The 19841-nt window shown below is 64.8% G+C and carries 20 protein-coding genes and 1 pseudogene; 12 read left to right on the forward strand and 9 right to left on the reverse strand.

All coding sequences use genetic code 11. From position 1 onward, the window contains the following. Positions 1-6: 6 nt before the first annotated feature. Positions 7-675, reverse strand: a complete 669-nt coding sequence (locus tag AC5ZH6_RS24290) for a TetR/AcrR family transcriptional regulator (RefSeq protein WP_006369874.1) — start codon at positions 673-675, stop codon at positions 7-9. Between the two features lie 173 nt (positions 676-848). Here AC5ZH6_RS24290 and AC5ZH6_RS24295 point away from each other — a divergent pair, with 173 nt between their 5' ends. The 5 genes from AC5ZH6_RS24295 to AC5ZH6_RS24315 all read left to right on the forward strand — a co-directional run bounded on the left by AC5ZH6_RS24295 (position 849) and on the right by AC5ZH6_RS24315 (position 6565). Further along, positions 849-1286 carry a MarR family winged helix-turn-helix transcriptional regulator gene (locus AC5ZH6_RS24295; protein WP_006369875.1) on the forward strand — a complete coding sequence of 146 codons (438 nt, stop codon included), beginning with the start codon at positions 849-851 and terminating at the stop codon, positions 1284-1286. Positions 1287-1576: 290 nt separating this feature from the next. Further along, positions 1577-3205, forward strand: a complete 1629-nt coding sequence (locus AC5ZH6_RS24300; protein WP_094601237.1) for an MDR family MFS transporter — start codon at positions 1577-1579, stop codon at positions 3203-3205. 170 nt (positions 3206-3375) lie between these two features. Beyond that, a complete protein-coding gene (locus tag AC5ZH6_RS24305) occupies positions 3376-3528 on the forward strand; it encodes a TspO/MBR family protein (RefSeq protein ID WP_240524020.1) in 153 nt (50 codons plus the stop codon). Between the two features lie 70 nt (positions 3529-3598). Next, on the forward strand, positions 3599-4885 hold the full coding sequence (locus AC5ZH6_RS24310) for a GGDEF domain-containing protein (protein WP_094601238.1): 1287 nt from the start codon (positions 3599-3601) through the stop codon (positions 4883-4885). Positions 4886-5245: 360 nt separating this feature from the next. Continuing rightward, complete coding sequence (locus AC5ZH6_RS24315; protein ID WP_006369879.1) at positions 5246-6565, forward strand: GGDEF domain-containing protein; 1320 nt, start codon at positions 5246-5248, stop codon at positions 6563-6565. Positions 6566-6578: 13 nt separating this feature from the next. Here AC5ZH6_RS24315 and AC5ZH6_RS24320 read toward each other — a convergent pair whose 3' ends face one another. Next, on the reverse strand, positions 6579-7481 hold the full coding sequence (locus AC5ZH6_RS24320; RefSeq protein WP_094601239.1) for a helix-turn-helix domain-containing protein: 903 nt from the start codon (positions 7479-7481) through the stop codon (positions 6579-6581). Positions 7482-7715: 234 nt separating this feature from the next. Between AC5ZH6_RS24320 and AC5ZH6_RS24325 the strand changes: the two genes are divergently transcribed. Continuing rightward, positions 7716-8120: a (R)-mandelonitrile lyase gene (locus AC5ZH6_RS24325; RefSeq protein ID WP_006369881.1), complete on the forward strand. Its 405-nt coding sequence runs from the start codon at positions 7716-7718 to the stop codon at positions 8118-8120. A 70-nt stretch (positions 8121-8190) separates the two neighbouring features. Further along, on the forward strand, positions 8191-9048 hold the full coding sequence (locus AC5ZH6_RS24330; protein WP_094601240.1) for an aldo/keto reductase: 858 nt from the start codon (positions 8191-8193) through the stop codon (positions 9046-9048). A gap of 47 nt (positions 9049-9095) precedes the next feature. Here AC5ZH6_RS24330 and AC5ZH6_RS24335 read toward each other — a convergent pair whose 3' ends face one another. Next, complete coding sequence (locus tag AC5ZH6_RS24335) at positions 9096-9491, reverse strand: tautomerase family protein (RefSeq protein WP_094601241.1); 396 nt, start codon at positions 9489-9491, stop codon at positions 9096-9098. Between the two features lie 285 nt (positions 9492-9776). Between AC5ZH6_RS24335 and AC5ZH6_RS24340 the strand changes: the two genes are divergently transcribed. Together AC5ZH6_RS24340 and AC5ZH6_RS24345 are read left to right on the forward strand one after the other, a co-directional pair. Then, positions 9777-10190 (forward strand): hypothetical protein, encoded by a 414-nt coding sequence (locus AC5ZH6_RS24340; protein WP_271354317.1) that lies wholly within the window; start codon positions 9777-9779, stop codon positions 10188-10190. A 66-nt stretch (positions 10191-10256) separates the two neighbouring features. After that, a complete protein-coding gene (locus AC5ZH6_RS24345) occupies positions 10257-10994 on the forward strand; it encodes an MgtC/SapB family protein (protein WP_271354318.1) in 738 nt (245 codons plus the stop codon). A gap of 363 nt (positions 10995-11357) precedes the next feature. On the opposite strand, the gene AC5ZH6_RS24350 is transcribed toward AC5ZH6_RS24345, so the two are convergent. Next, a complete protein-coding gene (locus AC5ZH6_RS24350; RefSeq protein ID WP_271354319.1) occupies positions 11358-12251 on the reverse strand; it encodes a helix-turn-helix domain-containing protein in 894 nt (297 codons plus the stop codon). Between the two features lie 102 nt (positions 12252-12353). On the opposite strand from AC5ZH6_RS24350, the gene AC5ZH6_RS24355 reads away from it, so the two are divergent. Genes AC5ZH6_RS24355 through AC5ZH6_RS24365 form a run of 3 tightly spaced genes read left to right on the forward strand, consistent with a single transcriptional unit; the run spans position 12354 to position 14666 of the window. Beyond that, positions 12354-13238: an aldo/keto reductase gene (locus AC5ZH6_RS24355; RefSeq protein ID WP_271354320.1), complete on the forward strand. Its 885-nt coding sequence runs from the start codon at positions 12354-12356 to the stop codon at positions 13236-13238. A gap of 11 nt (positions 13239-13249) precedes the next feature. Further along, complete coding sequence (locus tag AC5ZH6_RS24360) at positions 13250-13624, forward strand: DUF2255 family protein (protein ID WP_271354321.1); 375 nt, start codon at positions 13250-13252, stop codon at positions 13622-13624. Between the two features lie 25 nt (positions 13625-13649). Continuing rightward, positions 13650-14666, forward strand: a complete 1017-nt coding sequence (locus tag AC5ZH6_RS24365) for an aldo/keto reductase (RefSeq protein ID WP_271354322.1) — start codon at positions 13650-13652, stop codon at positions 14664-14666. 165 nt (positions 14667-14831) lie between these two features. Here the strand turns inward: AC5ZH6_RS24365 and AC5ZH6_RS24370 are convergent, their stop codons facing one another. From AC5ZH6_RS24370 to AC5ZH6_RS24390, 5 genes and pseudogenes are all read right to left on the reverse strand, one after another. After that, positions 14832-16286: a purine-cytosine permease family protein gene (locus AC5ZH6_RS24370; protein WP_006369890.1), complete on the reverse strand. Its 1455-nt coding sequence runs from the start codon at positions 16284-16286 to the stop codon at positions 14832-14834. Between the two features lie 34 nt (positions 16287-16320). Further along, positions 16321-17364 (reverse strand): annotated as a pseudogene (locus AC5ZH6_RS24375) (LLM class flavin-dependent oxidoreductase). Between the two features lie 14 nt (positions 17365-17378). Beyond that, positions 17379-17600 (reverse strand): tautomerase family protein, encoded by a 222-nt coding sequence (locus AC5ZH6_RS24380; protein WP_006369892.1) that lies wholly within the window; start codon positions 17598-17600, stop codon positions 17379-17381. Position 17601: 1 nt separating this feature from the next. Beyond that, positions 17602-19104, reverse strand: coding sequence for an aldehyde dehydrogenase (locus AC5ZH6_RS24385; RefSeq protein WP_211543467.1), 1503 nt, complete (start codon positions 19102-19104; stop codon positions 17602-17604). Next, positions 19097-19828 (reverse strand): alpha/beta fold hydrolase, encoded by a 732-nt coding sequence (locus tag AC5ZH6_RS24390; RefSeq protein ID WP_006369894.1) that lies wholly within the window; start codon positions 19826-19828, stop codon positions 19097-19099. The genes AC5ZH6_RS24385 and AC5ZH6_RS24390 overlap by 8 nt, the downstream gene beginning before the upstream one ends. Positions 19829-19841: the final 13 nt, after the last annotated feature.

The raw sequence follows: 19841 nt of genomic DNA on the forward strand, positions 1-19841 counted from the left end.
CCGATTTCAGCTGTCGTCGGCGGCGCCGAACTCTACTGCGGCGAACTCCACTGCGGCGAGCGCGATCCGCACGTACTCCGCCGCCGTCTCCGCGGGCGTCTTGGGCCCGTCGGGGTGATACCAGCTCGCGATGCCCTGACACATGGACAAGATCGCCCGTCGCGCGGAGTCGGGAACCGATGTCGCGAAAACCCCAGCGCGGCAACCGTCTTCGATGGCGTCACGCAGCTGTCCGTCGATGGTGTCGCGATGCTCGCGGTACCATCGGCCGTTCTCGGCAGTCAGTGAGCGGCGTTCGGAGTCCAAGAAGGCCAGGTCCCGGTGGTTGGCCATGTACAACGCGGTCGCCTCGACCAGCGCCGAGAGCCGGCGTACCGGATCGTCGCCGGCCTCGGTGAGCGCGGCGTCGATGTGGGCGCTGACCGTGCTCATCGCGTGGTCGAACAGCGCGACGAGGATCGCCTGCTTGTTCTCGTAGTGGTAGTACAGCGCCGGAACCGTCACGCCGACCTCGGCGGCGATGGTGCGCACACTGGTGGCGTCATAGCCGTGCTCGACGATCTGCGTGAGGGCGACGTCGAGGATCTTCGGCAGAGCCAGCGGCGGATAGTGCCGCCAGTCGTCGACGGGAACGTCCACAGCCGAACGGGCGTGCACCGGTGTGGCCTGGCCCATCGCCGCTCCCATCATTGACAAGTATGTTCGGTCTACAAGTGTTCGCGATCGGCGTCAATGCTAGACGGCCGGCTGTGTTTCGCGATGCTCACGCCCGCCGCAACCACGTACTACCCTGACCTCGTCCGGGCACTGGGCCCGAGCACTCCCGACCGAGGGGAATGTCGCCGATCATGAGCGCGGACCCGATCACCGAGCTGGAAGCCGAACTCGCCGACACCTGGCGGCGCGGCCGCAATCGGACGCGCTCGCGCGCACATGCGATCGATCCGCGACTCGACCCGTCGGCCTATCCGGTCATCACCATCCTCGCCGGCCACGAGTCGTTGCCGATGTCGCGACTCGTGCATGAGCTCGGTCTGGACAAGTCCACGGTCACGCGACAAGTCGACGCGGTGGTGCGCCTCGGGTTGGTCGAGCGCTCCCCCGACCCACATGACGCGCGGGCGCGGGTCGTCCGCCTCACCGACGCCGGACGCAGTCGATACGACGAGGTTGTCGCCTCGTCGGTGGTCGAGTGGCGTAAGCGCTTGGCCGAGTGGGATCCCGAGGACATCAGGACACTCACCGACCTGCTCCACCGACTGAGCGACGACACCGACGACGCCTGAGGCGTCGAGCGGGTGGAGGCAACCGCTGAGGTACCGATCACATCCGAATCGGACAGGAATATCTCCCGATAGTTGCATGTTGCATCTATTACGCTTATGGTTGCGCTAGTCAACTAATTGCTGCGCGTCGGCTCCGCGCATATCTCGACCGGGCGGACCACTGGTCCCCTCGTCGTGACACCCGACTTGTTCCCCGCGTTCCGCGGACGGATTCGACCTGATCTTTGGGAGGTTTTCGCATGAGTACGACCGTTTCGAAGCGCGCACCCGCTTCGTCGACGGGCGCGCCGATGACTCACCGGCAGCGCATCGAGGCACTCGTCGGACTGCTGCTCGGCATGTTCGTCGCATTTTTGTCCTCGACCATCGTGTCCAACGCATTGCCGGTGATCATCACCGACCTGCACGGCACCCAGGACCAATACACCTGGGTTGTCACCGCCACCTTGCTGGCCTCGACGGCCACCACCCCGTTATGGGGCAAGCTCTCCGACCTCATCAGCAAGAAACTGCTGGTTCAGATCGCTCTGACGGTGTTCACACTCGGCTCGATCCTGGCCGGATTGTCCCAATCGGTGGGCATGCTGATCGGCTTCCGCGTCATCCAGGGCCTGGGACTGGGCGGCCTGCAGGCGCTCGTCGTGATCGTCATCGCCTCGATGTTCAGCCCGCGCGAACGTGGCCGCTACCAGGGGCCGATCGCCGCGGTCATGTCGCTGGCCACCGTCGCCGGCCCGCTGATCGGCGGCGTCATCGTCGACACCAGCTGGCTCGGCTGGCGCTGGACGTTCTACGTCTGCGTACCGCTGGCGGTGATTGCGCTGCTCGTCATCCAGCGCACCCTGAACCTTCCGGTGATCCGCAAGGAGGTCCGCATCGATTACACCGGCGCCGTGTTGATCGCCTCCGGGGTCAGCACCCTGCTCATCTGGGTCACTTTGGCGGGCAAGAACTTCGACTGGATCTCGGTGTGGTCGATCGGTCTGGTCGTGCTCGGCCTGGCATTGATCGCGGCGGCGTTGTTCGTCGAGTCGCGGGCCAAGGACCCGATCATCCCGCTGCGCCTGTTCCGGGACCGGACGATCGCCCTGGCCACCGTCGCCAGCGTCGCGGTGGGCGTCGCGCTGTTCGGCAGCGCAGTCTTCCTCGGCCAGTACTTCCAGATCGCACGCGGCTACTCCCCGACCTCCGCAGGCCTGCTGATGCTGCCGATGATCATCGGTTCGATGCTCTCGGCGACGGTCTCCGGACAGCTGATCACCCGATTCGGCCGGTGGAAGGGCTTCATCGTCGCCGGCGCGGCGCTGATGACCGCAGGATTCGCCCTGCTGTCGACGATCGGCGCGCACACCAACATGGTGCTGCTCGGCGGATACCTGTTCGTCCTGGGTGTCGGCATGGGCATGAGCATGCAGAATCTCGTGCTGGCAGTGCAGAACAACGTGTCCCCGGCCAACCTCGGGTCGGCGACCTCGACGATCACGTTCTTCCGTTCACTCGGTGGCGCGGCCGGCGTGTCGGTGCTGGGAGCGGTGTTGTCCAATCACGTCGCGGATCTGATTGCCAAGGGGCTCAGCGCACTTGGCGTCGACACCTCGACGACGGGCTCGGCGGGACTGGCCAATCTCAACGATCTGCCCGCGCCGCTCGCCGACCTGGTCCGCGGCTCCTACGGCGACGGCACCGCCCGGATCTTCCTGGTGGCCGGCGTGATGGCGGCGATCAGCCTGATCGCGGTGCTGTTCATCAAGGAGGTCGCGCTCAAGACGCACAGCGCGCTCGACGAGCACCTCGAGAACGTCGACGTCATGGCCGACGACGAGCAGAAATCGTTGCCGGACAACGTCATCGACGCGGAGCTGATCGACGCCGATGACAGCCGGGCGCGGGCCGACGGCGCCCGGGTACCGGCCACCTGATCGTCCAATACTGCAGCGGCTCACGGTGATCCACCGTGAGCCGCTGGTCGTCACGGGAGCCTTTCGAGCATCGGCGTGGCGCGGCGAACATGCGCCCCTCACCGTCCTCACCACCTCGGTCGCGACCACCGCCGCAGCCGCCATCGGGCTCGCTCACCACCAGCAGGTCGGTGACCACCTGCAGTAACGGTCGTGACGCGGAGGCCCGGGCGCTGGTCGGCGCGCTCGGGGTGAACCTGGTACTCAACGCGGGGTGGAGCGTGGTGTTCTTCGGGGCGCACCGGCTCGGACCCGACACCGGCGGGTTCGGCATTCGCGGATAGAATTCTCATCGGACGCGGGGGGTCTGAGCCAATAGCTGTATTCGTGCGCTGCACACGGAGGGATGCGCACTTGTCCCCAGAGGCCGACGACCGACGTGACATCCCATCGGGTACCCACACGAGGACCTTCGCCGCGGCGACCGACGCTCCGCCACTGAGGCACAGTTGGAGCACGGCAGGTCGTGCGGTCGAGGACGCCGGCGGCAGGGAAATACTGCTCCAGCGTGGAATCGCGATCCTGACAGTGCTTTTCGGCATCCTGGGATTCATCGCCGCCACGACTCCCGCAGGAACCCAGGGGTCTGCGGTGCGGACGACGATCCTTCTTCTCGTGGTCGCGTCGACGATCCCGGTCGCCTTCTCTGTGTCCAAGATCAGCTTCGGCAACGTGTGGTGGTCACGCCCTCGGTCGATGCGAGCACACAACCATCTGTTCGTCGCCTACGCCGACATCGGTGTGGCCGCCGCACTGTGCACCTTTGCGAGTCCACTCCTTGCCCTGCACGGCGCCACCACGTTCGCGGTCGTCGGTGCCTATGTCGCGCACTTCGTCAGGTTCCGCGTCGTCATCGCGCACTTGGTGTTCAGCAGTACGGTGATCGTCGCGCTCGCGGCACGCGCCGTGTACGACGGTCACCCGATCGGCATGGTGCTCTACTTCGCGTTGGTGTCCCTGGTCGCCTCGAACGGCATCGTGCTCCTGTTGAGCGCGTACTCGACGGCGTTCAAGAGCACCATGCAGACGCAGCTGGACTGGGCCAACACCGACGCCCTGACCGGCGTGCTCAACCGTCGCGGGTTCTCCGTCGCAGCCGACAGCATCGTCGCCGCTACCCCACCCGTCGCCGTGATCATGCTCGACGTCGACCGGTTCAAGCAGATCAACGACGCGTACGGGCATTCGGTGGGAGACGCGATCCTGAGCCGGCTCGCGGCGCGCGTGCAGGAGTTGGCAGGCCCCGATGCCGTCGTCGGACGTCTCGGTGGTGACGAGTTCGCCGTCGCGCTGCGTTCGTCGCCGCAAGCGGTCCGCATTCTCATTCACGCGATCCAGCAGACCCCGCTCGACGTACTCAGCGGCTCCCCGGTGACGGTGAGCATCGGGGCCGCGATCTACCGGGAGGGGCCGACGCTCTCAGACGAGTACCGCGACCTACTCGAGCAGGCCACCGCGCTGGCCGATGAAGCCTTGCTCATGGCCAAGAACGCCGGACGCAACACCCACACCATCATCGATCACGATCACGTGGCCGAGCGAACACAGGAACAGCGCATCGCTCCGATCGACTCGCTCCGGTCACGCCGACGGCGTCTCATCCATTCGCCGAATACTCACGGACCCGGTCGGCACAGTTAAGTGGGCCTAAACGAGGTCTCCACCCAGTCCGGGACGGTTCAGTATCTGCCCGCTGGCGGTCATGAAAACTGCCCATAGCCCGGTCACGAGGGGGCGCCCGGTGGCGGACACGGTTTTGCCCACTGGGGTCGGCCACCGGCGGCGGGATTAGGTCTCAGTTAAGTGACACTTTGCGTTCTTAACAAACCGCGATCGTCTTGAGCATTTGAGCATTTTGACAATCCGCAGTTGTCAAACGTCTGAAAGTCACTGTCGCTGTGGGCGCGCAACACCGGCACGAGCGTGGATAACATACAACAGATCACATCGGGGGAAGGTCGGCGAACATCTGAGTGCTACCAACAAAGAGAGGTCAATTCTGTGTCATCCTCTCTTTCGGGGCAGCATCGCCGCGCCGTGCGTCGCCGCGGCAACGAGGACGACGGCGCCGGGAACCTCCGCGAACAACAGGTCTCCACATCGGCCAGGTCGGCACTGTTCCTCGCGGGCGGTCGTGATCGAGTCGCGCAGTGGGGAATTGCGGCGTTGACGTTGTGCTTCGGCATCGTCGCAGCCCTCGGCACGACAACTCCCGACGGCACCCGCGGATCGGTGGTGCGCACCGCCGTGGTGCTCGCATTGGCCGCCTCGACCATTCCGGTGGCCATCGTGATGACGAGGATGCGTATCTACACCTCGTGGTGGTCGCGGGCGGTGGGCACGAACTCGCTGACCTCGTTGAACAACATCTTCGTTCTCTACGCCGACCTCGGACTTCTCATCGGACTTCTCTCCGCCCGAGATCCGCTGCTCGCGGTGCAGGGCAGTGTCCTTTTCGCGGTGATCGGGGGATTTGTCGCGCATTTCGTCCGGCTCGGAGTGATGTACGCGCACATGGCTTTCAGCAGCCTGGTGATCGTCGGCCTCTCGGTCTGGGCCGGGATCGAAGGCGCAGCGGTGGGGACCGTCGCGTATTGCGTTTTCGTCGCCTTCGTGGCATCCAACGGAATCGTGTTACTCCTGCGCTCGTACTCTGCCGCGTTCAAGCGGGCACTGCGCACCCAATTGGATTGGGCGAACACCGATCCGCTGACCGGTGTGCTGAATCGCCGTGGATTCAACTCCGCGGCATCGGAGTTCCTCGAGTCGGGTCGACCCGTCACGCTGATCATGATCGACGTCGATAGGTTCAAACAGATCAACGACGTCCACGGCCATTCGCTTGGGGATGCGATCCTCAGTCGCCTGGCCACTCGGATCGCTGAGGTCGCCGGGCCCAACGCCGCGACCGGGCGACTCGGTGGTGACGAATTCGCGGTCGTCGTGCGGGCATCCGGCGACGCGGCCGTCGCGCTGATCGAACAGATCCGTGAAGCTCCGTCCGGTACACAGGGTGATTTCCCGGCCACGGTGAGCATCGGCGCGGTCGTCTACCGCGATGCGGATCACTCCACGAATCCCGAGCGCGTGAGGCCATCGCTGGCAGAAGCGATGTCGATCGCCGACGCGGCACTTCTCGCCGCGAAAGATGCGGGCCGCAATACTCATATCGTCGTCGACGCCGACATGTACGACGTCTCGGGCAAACCGGAACCGTCGAAGAGCGCCGGGTGTACTTCGCGGCCGACCATGCGCGCGCGTGTGCGCCCCCGACCCGCCGAGCGCATCGCCGCCAACGGCGACGTCGAAACCCTGGTGTGATAACCCGATTTCGCTACTGCGACTGCGCGTCACTCCCCGGCTCCACCGGCCTCGCCACCGCGCGCGACGCCGCCCACGCCGAGAGCAACCGCAACGCATCCGCCGACGCCGACCCGGGCATGGCGTTGTAGATGGTCAATGCGTGTCCGGGATCGCTGGGCAGATCCATCGTGTGATACGACAGTTCGATCTCACCGACGGCAGGGTGGGTGAAGTACTTGGTGCCCGCGAAGTGCAGGCGAACTTCGTGTTCGGCCCACATCGTCCGGAATTCGTCACTGCGCGTGGCAAGTTCACCGACCAATGACGACAGTGCCCGAGCATTCGGATGCTTACCCGCCGCCAGACGCAGTTGCGCGGCCGCCACCCGGGCCGCGCCGTCCCAGTTCGGATACAACTCGCGCGACGCGGGATCGAGAAAGGCGAACCGCGCGAAATTCGCCCGCCCCTGAGAATTGTTGTCGAGCATTGGTGAATACAGTGCGCGGGCAAGATGATTCATGGCCACGACGTCGAGGAACGGACCGGCGACGAGTGCGGCCGCATCTGTCATCGCGTCGACCATCCATTGCAGGTTCGGGCGGGGCGCCGGGCCACCCGGCCGGTGCCGCGGTACGCCGCCACGGCTGTTCATCGCGGCGATCAGGTCGAGAAGGTGCGTGTGCTCGGCGTCGTCGAGTTCGAGCACACGCGAGATCGCCTCGAGCACCGACTCCGACGGGTTGGCGACCTTGCCCTTCTCCAAGCGCGTGTAGTAGTCGGTGGAGACCCCCGCAAGCATCGCGACCTCCTCACGGCGCAGCCCGGGGACCCGACGCGCTCCGATCGCGGAGATCCCGGCGTGCTCCGGGGTGATGCGGGCACGGCGGGTCTTCAGCAGATCTCGGAGCTCGTCACGCGGTTCCACACCGACCACGGTACGACCTACACCGCATGCGTGGGAGGGGGTCTGTCGCACCCCCGGCTGCCGATAGGGGGTACAGACAGGACCCCCTCCCGCGCTGGCGCGGCACGACCACGACGGGGCACCATCGGGGGGTGTCCGCAATCGACATCGAGTCCCGCGTGGTCTGCCACTCCGAGGCTCACGCCCCACGTCCGCCCAACTGACGGACCAGCCACCTGACAACCCGAAAGGACCTTGATCCCAATGGAAATCACCCGAAGCTCGATCAGCACCGCCAAGGGCCCGGCGGACTGGTTCACCGGCGACGTCTACATCGACGCGGTTGCTGCCGCGCCCGCTCCGTCGCGGATCTCGGCGAACCTCGTGCACTTCATGCCCGGCGCGCGTACCTTCTGGCACCGACATCCGTTGAGCCAGACGGTGTTCGTCACCGAGGGCGTCGGCCTGTGCCAGCGCCGCGGCGGGCCCGTCGAGGTGATCCGGCCCGGCGACCGCGTCCTGTTCGAAGCCGACGAAGAGCACTGGCACGGCGCGGCACCGGATCGATTGATGGTGCACCTGGCGATCAACGAGGCCGACGACGATCACGCGGCGGTGCACTGGCTGGAGCCGGTGAGCGACGAAGAGTACCGGGTGACGCCGCAGTGACAGCACACCGCGATCACGTGACGACCATGAGTGACAAGACATTCGAGCTCTCTACGAACGGAGCGAAAACATGACCATCCTCGACGAGACCTACACCCTGTCCAACGGAGTGACCATCCCGAAGCTCGGCCTGGGAACCTGGTTCATCGACGACGTCAAAGCCGCCGAGGCCGTCCGTGCCGCAATCGAGATCGGCTACCGCAACATCGACACCGCGCAGGCATACGGCAACGAACGCGGCGTCGGTGAGGGAGTCCGGACCGCCGGCGTCGCCCGGGAGGACCTGTTCGTGTCCACCAAGCTCGCCGCCGAGATCAAGGACCACGACAAGGCCGTGGCCGCGATCGACGGATCACTGGAGAAGCTCGGCCTGGAGTACATCGACCTGATGCTCATCCACAGCCCGCAACCCTGGGACGACTTCCGCGGGGGTGACTACGCCGACGGAAACCGCCAGGCGTGGCAGGCGCTCGAAGAGGCCCACGGCGCGGGCAAGATCCGCTCGATCGGGGTCTCGAACTTCCTGGAGCCCGACCTGGAGAACATCCTGGAACACGGCAACGTCACGCCGCACGTGAACCAGATCCTCGTGCACGCCGGCAACACCCCGACCGAGCTGATCGCCTACTGCCAGGCCAAGAACATTGTCGTCGAGGCCTATTCCCCCATCGCCCACGGCGAGATCCTCACCAACCGCGCCGTGGGAGCGATCGCCGAGAAGTACTCGGTGAGTGTGCCGCAGTTGTGCATCCGCTACACACTCCAACTCGGCACCGTGTCGCTGCCCAAGACCGCCAATCCCGATCACATGCGCGCCAACGCCGAGGTGGACTTCACGATCTCCGACCACGACATGGAGACGCTGCGCGACCTGACCGAGAAGGACTACGGCGACAGCGCGGTGTTCCCGGTCTACAGCGGGAAGTAGCGACGCGGATGAGGACGGGCGTCCGGATCAATGCGAAGACCGGCCGGTCACGCCAGCACCCCGTCCACGAACTGCGCGACCCCGTCACCGAAGGACCAGTCCTCGCGAGTGTTCGCCGCCACCGAGATCACCAGATCGGCACGGCGCAAACCGGTTTCGGCATGCAAGCGGTCGGCCAGCGCGCCGAACGCGGCGCGTTTCTGATCGAGGCTGCGGCCCTGCTGGAAGATCTGGATGACCACCGCGTCGTCGGTGCGCTCGAAGCCGAGTCCGGTGTCCTCGAGGATGATTCGTCCGGGTTTGTGTTCGGTGATGATCTGATAGCGATCGCGCGCCGGAGCGGCGAAGTGCTCGAGCATGACCTCTTGCACCACGTCGGCGAAACGTCGTAGCTCGGCATCGGTTCGACGGCCCTCGGTCACATGGATGTGCACCAGCGGCATGTGGGTCCTCCTTATTTGTCCTGACAAAGTGTCATGGTTACAGTATGTCCTGACATATCGGTGTTGGCAATCCCAGCCGACGTCTTCGGCTGGCCCACTTCGGCGCGACTGCGCGCCACAGACCCGCTTGTCGCGTTCGGGAACTATGCGGTGCGCTCATCGAATGACGGCGGTTCGACTTCTCCCACAATGGATTCAGCATCTCGACGATGGTGGGTATTGTCGTGCGACAAGCGTCGGTGCCAGCCGGCGCTCACAACCGGGGCGGGAGAAGGACACATGATCATGGGCGGTCCGCAATTCGCGACGAATCCGACATCGGTGACCTGGCAGCAGGTCAAGCCCGGAATGTTGACCATCATCGGTATCTGGGCCGCTGTGACGGTGATCGAAATCGCCTCTCTGGCCATCTCCATCGTGGCCGGCTCCGGTCTCGCCGTCGCAGCGACCGGCATCTCTCTGGTCATCTCCATCATCGCGCTGGCGTCGACGGCATTCGTGACCCACGGCAAACTCTGGGCATGGTGGGTCCTCTATGTCCTGGGACTCATGTCAGGCGTGGCCGTGTTCCAGTCGTTCACCAATCACCTGTGGATGTCGGTCGCGATCAACGTGCTCGCCTTCCTCACCGTGATGCCCCTGAGCACCGATCCGATCAAGCTCTATTGCGGACGCAAGATCACCCGACGCCGTCGGTGATGCGGTGACCCGTGTTCGACGCGAATCGCGGCACCCAGCACAGGGACCCCGCGCGATAATCGGTGGATGACCCACCTGTCTGTAGCGATCGACGCAGCCCACGGCCAGGAGTGGCGACAGTTCGGCGAACTCCTGCTCGCATTCGTACTGTCGTCGGTGATCGGGCTGGAACGCCAATTCCGGGGCAAGAGCGCCGGATTGCGCACCCAGACCATCGTCGGTACGGCCTCGGCACTCATCGTGCTGGTCAGCAAGTACGGATTCGGCGACGTCCTGGAGAACGGACAAGTCGTCCTCGACCCCTCACGTGTGGCCGCCCAGATCGTCTCGGGGATCGGATTCCTCGGAGCTGGACTGATCATCACGCGACGTGGCGCCATCCGGGGGCTGACCACCGCGGCGTCGGTGTGGGAGACCGCGGCGATCGGTATGGCCGCAGGCGCCGGGCTGCCGCTGTTGGCGTTGCTGGTCACCGGCCTGCACTTCGTCATCGTCTTCGCCTACACACCGCTCGGACGATTCGTGAGCGCACGCGGCCTGGCGGAGCGCTCGTACACCATCACCTACGAGGACGGCCGCGGCGTGTTGCGCGACCTGCTCGCGACGTGCACCGCCCAGTCATGGACGGTGGACTCCCTCACCATCGCCGATCGACATCGCCCCCGAGCCGCCGACGGGAACGAGATCCCGCTCGTCATGATCACCCTGCGCTTCCACGGCCGCGGAGCCGATGCTGCCACCGGCACGCTGGCGGCGATCGATGGGGTGGTCCGGGTCGATCACGGGGACGAGGACGACGACTGAGCTGTGCGATAGAGCTGCGTCACATCGAAAAACGCAGCCGCCCGGCCAGCCGTACCGAGTACGACGTGCCGGGCGTGTGCGTTGATGCGTCGGGTCAGATGAAGCTGACGACCAGGTTCCAGACCGAGGCGAAAACGTTCCAGATGGCGATGATCATGTTGATTCCTTTTCTGTGGCAGCAGATTTCGTTGAGTCGCTGCGTTTCTTGCTGACATGATCAGTCTGCAATCGCCGCTTGCGGATCGACAATGGGGAGAACTCCCCGTCGACCCTCGCAAGCGCGTGAACTGCGGGAATTCAATCCACGATCATTCGAATGATTGATGGTTACGGGCATGACCGGTTGCCCGAGCGGGCACTCGCTCATCCGAGCGCGTGATGCTCGGTGTTCATCTGCTCCTGCCCTGCCGCCCAGGACGCGAGCAATGCCAGGCCGTCGGCTGCGGGGGTTCCGGCCGCGGCGGTGTAGATGTTCAGTTGCAGGCCCGGTTCCGAGGACAATTCCATGCTTTCGAAGTCAAGGTCGAGTCGCCCGACGACGGGATGGTGGATGCGCTTGTGTCCGCTGCGGTGGAAGCGCACATCCTGCGACGCCCACCGCTGTCGGAAACGTTCACTGCACGTGGATAATTCACCGACGAGTTGGATCAGTGCCTTGTCGTGCGGATTGCGGCCGGCCTCGAGTCGGAGCATGGCGGCTGCGTCGGCGGCGATCTGCTCGTAGTCGACGAAGAACTTCTCGGCTTCGTCCGGCCGAAGGTAGACGAATCGAGAGGTGTTGGCGGGGCGTCGAGGATCTGCGAGAACCGGTGAATACAGTGCGCGGGCAAGCTGATTCATCGCTACGATGTCGTGCCGACCGTTGCGTACCCAGGCCGGGGCGTCGGTGACGGCGTCGAGTACCTGCTGGATGACGGGCCGCACCGTCGTCGCCGGCGTGCGGGGACGTCGGGTGCCGGCACCGGTCTGCGACGCGCGGGCGAGCGCGAACAGGTGGTCGCGTTCGGCCTCGTCGAGTTGCAGGGCCTCGGCAAGCGCGGCGAGCACGCCGTCCGACGCACCGGCGAGATTGCCGCGTTCCATGCGGACGTAATAGTCGACCGAGACCCCGGCGAGCATGGCGACCTCCTCCCGACGCAGCCCCTTGACGCGACGATTGCCGCCGTAGGCGGGCAGACCCGCCTGTTCCGGGGTGATTCGTGCACGCCGCGAACCGAGGAAGTCGCGGATTTGGGTGCGTAGGTCGGTGGTGCCCATGTTCTTCAGGGTAGGTACGACACCGCCGACCTGACAGGTAATGCCAGTACCTGGTTCGATGAGCCCTCCCTCGCCGGTCCCGCCGCGCGTAGCGTCGGACCCATGGCGATTCCCACCTTTGAACTCAACAACAACGTCCTCATTCCGGCCGTCGGATTCGGCGTGTTCCAGACTCCGCCGGAGGAGACGACGGCGGCGGTGACCACGGCGCTGGAAGCCGGATACCGCCACATCGACACCGCCGCAGCCTATCTCAACGAGAAGGGCGTCGGCGAGGCCATCCGGCGCTCCGGGCTCGACCGTGACGAGCTGTTCATCGAGACCAAGGTGTGGATCAGCGATTACGGCTACGACGCCACCCTGCACGCCTTCGACAAGGCCACGGGCAAACTCGGCGTCGAACAGATCGACCTGCTGATCCTGCACCAAGCGCTGCCCGGGGAATTCGACCTCACCATCGACGCCTACAAGGCCCTCGAAACCCTGCTGGCCGACGGCAAGGTGCGGTCCATCGGCGTCAGCAACTTCATGCCCGAGCATCTGACCCGACTCTTCGACGCGACATCGGTGATCCCGGCGGTCAACCAGATCGAGGTGCACCCCTACTTCCGGCAATCCGCTCTGCTCGAGGCGAACGCCGAACACGGCATCCTTTCGCAGGCGTGGTCGCCGATCGGCGGTATCACCTTCTACCGCGACGGCTCGCACGGCTCCACCCTGCAGGACCCGACCATCGGGACAATCGCTGACACACATGGGAAAACGCCCGCCCAGGTGATGCTGCGCTGGCACCTCCAGCAAGGACGGCAGGTCATCCCCAAGTCCGTGACACCGTCGCGGATCGTGGAGAACTTCGACATCTTCGATTTCGATCTCACCGCCGACGAGCTCGCCGCGATCGATGCACTCGACACCGGCGTGCGCGGCGGTCCCGAACCCGACGTCATCACCCGCGAGAACTTCGGTCGCGACATCCCGGAAGCGTGAGGACACCACCCATGAGCACTTGGCCGGCTGATGCCGTACATACCCTGACCGCGCCCCAAGAGGTGCATCTCGCGACCCGCCGACACGACGGCAGCCTACGCAATCCGCGGATCATCTGGATCGTCAGCGTGGGCGACCGGATCTTCATCCGCTCCACCAACGGACGCAACGCATCCTGGTTCACCTGGGCCATCGCCACCGGCAACGGACAGATCACCGCACGTGGCAACAGCTTTGACGTCACCTTCACCGAAGTCGACAGCGAGGACGACCTCGCCGCCGTCGACCGCGCCTACCGCGACAAGTACGGCAGCTACGCATCCATCGTCGACCACCTCGAAGAACCCGGCCCGCGCGCCGCGACCCTCGAACTCACACCCGCCTGACACACACGACCAAGGAGACACGCACATGCAGACACGCCCGTTGGGACGCACCGGAGTTCAGGTCAGTCCACTGTGCCTGGGAGCAATGATGTTCGGCCCCTGGGGCAACGACGATCGCGCCGACTCGATCCGCATCATCCACACCGCCCTCGATGCCGGCATCAACTTCGTCGACACCGCCGACGTCTACTCCGGCGGCGAATCGGAAGAGATTGTCGGCGAAGCACTCCGCGGGCGACGCGACGACGTGGTGCTGGCCACCAAGTTCTTCATGCCGATGGGCAAGGACCCCAACCATCGCGGCGGAAGCCGTCGCTGGATCATCCGCGAGGTCGAGAACTCGTTGCGCCGGTTGGGTACCGACCACATCGACCTTTACCAGGTCCACCGACCCGGTCCCGACACCGACGTCGAGGAAACCCTCGGCGCGCTCACCGACCTCGTCCGGGCCGGCAAGGTCCGCTACATCGGATCGTCGTCGTACTCCGGTTCACAGATCGTCGAAGCCCAGTGGGCGGCCAAGGACAACCACTTCGCCCGCTTCGTCACCGAACAACCGCCGTACTCGATCCTCGTGCGCGGCATCGAAGAAGACGTCCTGCCCACCACCCAACGCCACGGTATGGGCACGCTCACCTACAGCCCACTCGCCGGTGGGTGGCTGTCTGGCCGGTGGCGCAAGGACGCCGCCTCCACGCCGACCTCCGCCGCTCGTCCCGGCGCCCGATTCGACATGAGCATCCCCGCGAACCAGCGCAAGCTCGACATCGTCGAAGACCTCGCGCAGCTCGCCGAGCAGGCCGGGCTGCCGCTGATCGAACTCGCCATCGCGTTCGTCGTCAACCACCCCGGTGTCACCGCCGCCATCGTCGGCCCCCGCACCATGGAGCAACTGCAGTCCTACCTACCCGCCGCCGAGACCACGCTGTCCGCAGACATTCTCGACCGCATCGACGAGATCGTCGCACCCGGCGTCACCATCAATCCGGACGACAACAGTTACGGCACACACGAACTGACCGTCGGCGCCCGACGGCGCTGATTGAAGACGGTCACCAGGCGGCTGCTCGCCGTCAAGCGACCTTGCGCCGTACTGTTGTGTCGCTCCTCCGTGGCGCAAAAGTACGGCGCCGAGGTGTTGACTCACCCAAAGCAGAAGTGGGACCGCATAGGAGTGCGATCCCACTTCTCGTACTTCACCCTGAAATCAGATCACGGCGTCGGCCTCACCGTGCTGATCGGCGAAGACGGGCTTCTTCCGATGCCACAGTGGTGGCAGTCGATGCAAGAAGATGAATGCCACACCGCCGACTATGAAGCCCACGAAGTAGGAGAGGTCGCCCAATTCGGGGAAGCTCTTGGCCATCGGCCCGACGAAGAAGGACAGATTCCAGAATGGCATCGAAGCGACCGTACCGATCAGCCATGCGACGAATCCCCACTCGAGTATGCGACGTGAATCGTAGAGCTCGGCGATCCGACGCCGGTCGTGGCGGTGGCCGAGTACGTAATCCAGCAAAAGCACGGCACCGTAGGGCGCGATCAGGTAGGCACCCATGAAGAGGAACGTCTTGAACTTGGCCTCGAAACCCTCGTCGGCCCACAGACCGACCACATACGCCGCCGCGCAGATGAGGATGACTGCAGTTCGCCGGCTGACCGGGATACGAAGTGTCTGAACCGAGATCGCTCCTCCGTAGACGTTGAGGAAGTTCTGCGAGAACGACGAGATCAGCACGATCAACAGGGCAACCACGTGGAAGGGACCGGTGAGGCGTTCCAGGGCTTCGATCGGGCTCTCGCCACTGGCGGCAGAACTCCCCAGCAATGCCCCTGCGATGCCCAACCACGACAGCGAGATGAAGTTGCCGGCGAAGGTCCAGACACCGGTGGCGCGATTGATCTTGTCGTCATCGGGAAGGTAACGAGAGTAGTCGGAGGCGAACGGCCACCAGGCGATCAGGAATGACAGGAAGTAACCGGAGAACGTGATCCACCCTCCCCAGCCACCGATCCATCCCGAGGCGTGCGGGTTTGTACCAAACCCTCCTTGCCATCCCCGGCTCACCGACACGATGGTGATCATGGCGAAGCCGAAGAACAACACAACGGCGAGGATGCGCTCGAGGTAGTGGATCATGTTGTAGCCGAACACTGCAACGATGAGCTGCAACACCACCAGGACGAGGGTACCCAGCCAGTACGGTATCGCCGGCACGAGTGCCTTCAATGCTTGGCCGCCGAGGATGACGGTGACCGCAGCCCAACCGATTCCGGCGAAGATGTTCACATAGGCGACGGGGATGAAGTTTCCGAAGAAACCCAGGGGCCCTCGAGCCTGGATCTGTTGTGCCACACCGAGCCGGCCGCCCATCCGGGAGAGCACACCCATCACGATTGCTCCGACCCCGGAGCCGATGACGATCGCGGAGATCGCCGCCGGCAGCGATAGTCCAAAGCTGACCGCGACGAAGCCGAGCACCATGATCGGGAAGTTCATCCCTGCGGCGAACCAGATGAAGAACTGCGAGACGGGCTTTCCGTGTCGCTCGGAGTCGGGGATGGCGTCAACCCCGTAGGGCTCGACTTTCGCGATCTTGTTGCGGTAGTGGTAGTCGGGCGTGACTTCACCCGTGGACGCGACGGAGACGTCTTGACTCATCGCGGTCACCTTTCGTTGAGGGAGCGGGTTCGAGTTACGAGAACTCGGGTACGACGTGTTTGATGAACATCTCGAGCGAGTCGCGCTTGCGTTCGTGGGAGAGACTGTTGTCGATCCAGAAGCTGAATTCGTCGACGCCGAGAGCTTGATACTCGTTGAGGCGCTTGATGACTTCATCCGGCGTGCCGATCATTGCCGTGCGGTGCAGCGAGTCCAGCTCGAACTCGGGCCGGGACTCGAACTTCGATTCCGGACTCGGCTCGAGGAAGCCGTCGACCGGTGTGGTCTTGTTTCCGAACCAGGCGTCGAAAGTGCGGTAGTACTTCGAGACGCCCTCGGCGGCGACGCGCCATCCGTCGGGATCATCGGGCGAATGCACGTGGGTGTGGCGCAGCACCATGATCTCGGGCCGCGGTACCTCCGGGTGGTTGGCCACGGCAGTATTGAATTTCCGCGTCAGGTCGACGACTTCTTCGTCGCCTTTCATCAGCGGCGTCACCATGACGTTGCAGCCCTCGCGAACGGCGAAGTCATGAGAATCGGGGTCGCGCGCAGCCACCCACATCGGCGGCGTGGGTTGCTGGATCGGCTTGGGCACACTGGTCGAGGTGGGGAACTGCCATATCTCGCCGTCGTGGGCATAGTCGCCCTGCCACAGCTTGCGGACCGCAGGCACCAGCTCACGCAGGTGCTTACCACCGTCGGTGGCGGCCAGACCCGGGGTCATCCGGTCGAACTCGAATTGGTATGCACCACGCGCCAATCCGACCTCAGCGCGGCCGTTCGAAATGACGTCGAGCAGAGCGGTCTCGCCGGCGGCGCGGATCGGGTTCCAGAACGGTGCGACGATGGTTCCCGCTCCGAGGCGGATGGTGGAGGTCTGGCCGGCGAGTTAGGCAAGCAGCGGCATCGGGCTGGGCGCGATGACGTACTCCATCGAATGGTGCTCGCCGATCCAGACAGTGCTGAAGCCGCCGGCTTCGGCCATCTGCGTGAGTTCGGTCAGGTTGCCGAAGAGTTCTCGGTGGCTGACGCTGTCGTCCCAGCGTTCCATGTGTACGAACAGTGAAAATCGCATGGTGGTCTCCTTGTCTACTGTTCTGTCGGTGCTGTTGTTGGGTCCGCGGAGTCGCGCTCGGCGATGCTCACGTCGTTGGACGCCCACAGGTCGCGCGGGACCTGTCGGACGATGATGTGAACGTTGCGCGGGAGCGCGTCGACGGTGCGCACCGCGGCCGCGTGCAATTCATGCATCAATGCTCTGAGCTGATCCGGCGTGCGGCCCTCGGCGATGCTGACCTCGATCAACGGCATGTCAGCTCCGCATCACGAAGGGATCGGCGACGGGCTCCTCGGCGGTGTTGATCCAGATGCTCTTGAGCCGCGTGTATTCCTTGATGGTCTCGGTACCGTGCTCGACGCCCACACCGCTGGTCTTGAATCCCTGCCGCGGCGACATCGGCGACATTGCGCGGTAGGTGTTGACCCAGATGGTGCCGGCTTCGAGACGGCCCGCCATCCGGTGTGCGCGTGAGAGATTCGTCGTCCATACCCCGGCTGCGAGTCCGTAGTCGGTGTCGTTGGCGAGGCCGACGACCTCGTCCTCGGTGTCGAACGGCATGATCGCGGCGACCGGGCCGAAGATCTCCTCCCGGACCACCCTCATGTCGTTGTGGACGTCCACCAGCACGGTCGGTTCGTAGTAGTAGCCGCCGAGTCCGCCGTCGCTGGTGCTTCCGCCGGTCAGGACGCGCGCACCCTCGCCGCGACCGAGGTCGACGTACGAGGCGACCTTGTCACGCTGAGCTTCGAAGGCGAGCGGGCCGAGTTCGGTGGCGTCATCGAGCGGATCGCCGATCTTGATCCGGCGCGCCCGGTCGGTCACCCGCTCGAGTAACTCGTCGTAGACGCCGCGCTGGGCGAAGATCCGGCTGCCGGCGATGCACGTCTGTCCGGCGGCGGCAAAGATACCGGCCACCACGCCCATGGCTGCGTTGGCGACGTTGGCGTCGTCGAAGACGATGTTCGGCGATTTCCCGCCGAGTTCCAGCGTCGATCCGATGAAACGGGAGGCTGTGGCCGCGGCGATCCGCGAACCGGTGGCGGTACTGCCGGTGAACGAGATCTTGGCCAGTCCGGGGTGGTCGACCAGCGCTTGACCTGCTTCGGCACCGAAGCCGGTGACGACGTTGACCGCGCCGGGCGGGAAACCGGCCTCCAGGGCCAGTTCGGCCAGGCGCAGAATGGTCGCCGAGGTGTACTCGGACGGTTTGATGACCACGGTGTTGCCGACGCACAGTGCGGGCGCCAGCTTGCTGGTCGTGAGGGTCAGTGGCGAATTCCACGGGGTGATCGCACCGACGACGCCGAGCGGTTCGCGGTTGGTGTAGTTGATCACCGCGCGATCCGATGTGGGGATGACATCGCCTTGGATCTTGTCGGCAAGGCCGGCGTAATAGTAGTAGTACTCCGGTAGCGTCGCGAGCTGGCCTCGCATCTCGCGCAACAGTTTTCCGTTGTCCTGACTCTCCGAACGGGCCAGATCCTCGGCGTTCTCGGCGATGAGGTCACCGAGCCGACGCAACAGATGTCCACGGCGGGTCTGACTCAGGTCCCGCCATCGGGGATCGTCGAAGGCGTTACGTGCCGCGATCATCGCCGCGTCGATGTCGGCGGCGTTGCCACGAGCCACCTCGTAGAGCAGTGCGCCGGTGGCGGGGTTGGTGCTCTGGAAGTAGTCGCCGGATTTCGGGGCAACGTGTTCTCCGCCGATGAAGTGGTCGCGTCTGGTGCGGTCGGCCACGGTGTGCTCAGACATGGGCGTACTCTCCGATGAAGGTGATCAGGTGATTCGCTAGTTCGGCGGGACACTGCACCGGCAGCATGTGCCGGCCACCGGCGACGATGGCTTCTCGGCATCCCGGAATCGATTGGGCCAGACGATGGGTCATCTCCGGAGTGGATCCGGGATCGAGCTCACCGGTGACCGCGAACGACGGGACATCGATATGGTCGAGCTCGGGCCCGATCTCGGCGTCTCCGGTGGCGAAAACCCGATAGCAATTGAGGAAACTGTCGCGATCGGTGGCGCGCAGCACCTTCCCGGTCTCCTCGACGGTCTCCGACGGCACCTCGGTGCCGTCGTACCAGCGACGCAGCGACGCCGCTGCACTCGCGCTGAAGTCCTTCTCGGCGACGTGCAACCGACCCAGGACCGCCTCACGCTCAGCAGGGGTGCGCTTGCACACCGAGCTGACCGACGTGAGCGAAGCGATCGAGTCGGGCCGGAAACGCGCAATATGCTGTGCCACAAGAGCACCCAGCGAGAATCCGACCAGATGAGACCTCGCCGGGATCTGCGAGGCCACACCATCGGCGAGGTCGCGCAGCGTGATACCCAGCGGTGCCGGCGGATTGACGCCATGACCGGGAAGATCGGGACTGATCACGGTCATACGGTCGCCGAGGCGGTTGATCAATGGCGCCCACATCTGGTGATCGAGCCCCACTCCGTGGAGAAGGACTATCGTCGGTCCGGTCATGGCGTTGTGCTCC

This window comes from Gordonia sp. YC-XJ4, assembly GCF_059511865.1.

What these genes read in the sequence shown, in the direction of transcription:
- AC5ZH6_RS24370 (WP_006369890.1), bottom strand. Translation starts at nt 16,286, where the DNA reads ATGAGTCAAGACGTCTCCGTCGCGTCCACGGGTGAAGTCACGCCCGAC.
- AC5ZH6_RS24295 (WP_006369875.1), top strand. Translation starts at nt 849, where the DNA reads ATGAGCGCGGACCCGATCACCGAGCTGGAAGCCGAACTCGCCGACACC.
- AC5ZH6_RS24380 (WP_006369892.1), bottom strand. Translation starts at nt 17,600, where the DNA reads ATGCCGTTGATCGAGGTCAGCATCGCCGAGGGCCGCACGCCGGATCAG.
- AC5ZH6_RS24365 (WP_271354322.1), top strand. Translation starts at nt 13,650, where the DNA reads ATGCAGACACGCCCGTTGGGACGCACCGGAGTTCAGGTCAGTCCACTG.
- AC5ZH6_RS24390 (WP_006369894.1), bottom strand. Translation starts at nt 19,828, where the DNA reads ATGACCGGACCGACGATAGTCCTTCTCCACGGAGTGGGGCTCGATCAC.
- AC5ZH6_RS24355 (WP_271354320.1), top strand. Translation starts at nt 12,354, where the DNA reads ATGGCGATTCCCACCTTTGAACTCAACAACAACGTCCTCATTCCGGCC.
- AC5ZH6_RS24325 (WP_006369881.1), top strand. Translation starts at nt 7,716, where the DNA reads ATGGAAATCACCCGAAGCTCGATCAGCACCGCCAAGGGCCCGGCGGAC.
- AC5ZH6_RS24335 (WP_094601241.1), bottom strand. Translation starts at nt 9,491, where the DNA reads ATGCCGCTGGTGCACATCCATGTGACCGAGGGCCGTCGAACCGATGCC.
- AC5ZH6_RS24300 (WP_094601237.1), top strand. Translation starts at nt 1,577, where the DNA reads ATGACTCACCGGCAGCGCATCGAGGCACTCGTCGGACTGCTGCTCGGC.
- AC5ZH6_RS24290 (WP_006369874.1), bottom strand. Translation starts at nt 675, where the DNA reads ATGGGCCAGGCCACACCGGTGCACGCCCGTTCGGCTGTGGACGTTCCC.
- AC5ZH6_RS24360 (WP_271354321.1), top strand. Translation starts at nt 13,250, where the DNA reads ATGAGCACTTGGCCGGCTGATGCCGTACATACCCTGACCGCGCCCCAA.
- AC5ZH6_RS24385 (WP_211543467.1), bottom strand. Translation starts at nt 19,104, where the DNA reads ATGTCTGAGCACACCGTGGCCGACCGCACCAGACGCGACCACTTCATC.
- AC5ZH6_RS24340 (WP_271354317.1), top strand. Translation starts at nt 9,777, where the DNA reads ATGGGCGGTCCGCAATTCGCGACGAATCCGACATCGGTGACCTGGCAG.
- AC5ZH6_RS24350 (WP_271354319.1), bottom strand. Translation starts at nt 12,251, where the DNA reads ATGGGCACCACCGACCTACGCACCCAAATCCGCGACTTCCTCGGTTCG.
- AC5ZH6_RS24330 (WP_094601240.1), top strand. Translation starts at nt 8,191, where the DNA reads ATGACCATCCTCGACGAGACCTACACCCTGTCCAACGGAGTGACCATC.
- AC5ZH6_RS24345 (WP_271354318.1), top strand. Translation starts at nt 10,257, where the DNA reads ATGACCCACCTGTCTGTAGCGATCGACGCAGCCCACGGCCAGGAGTGG.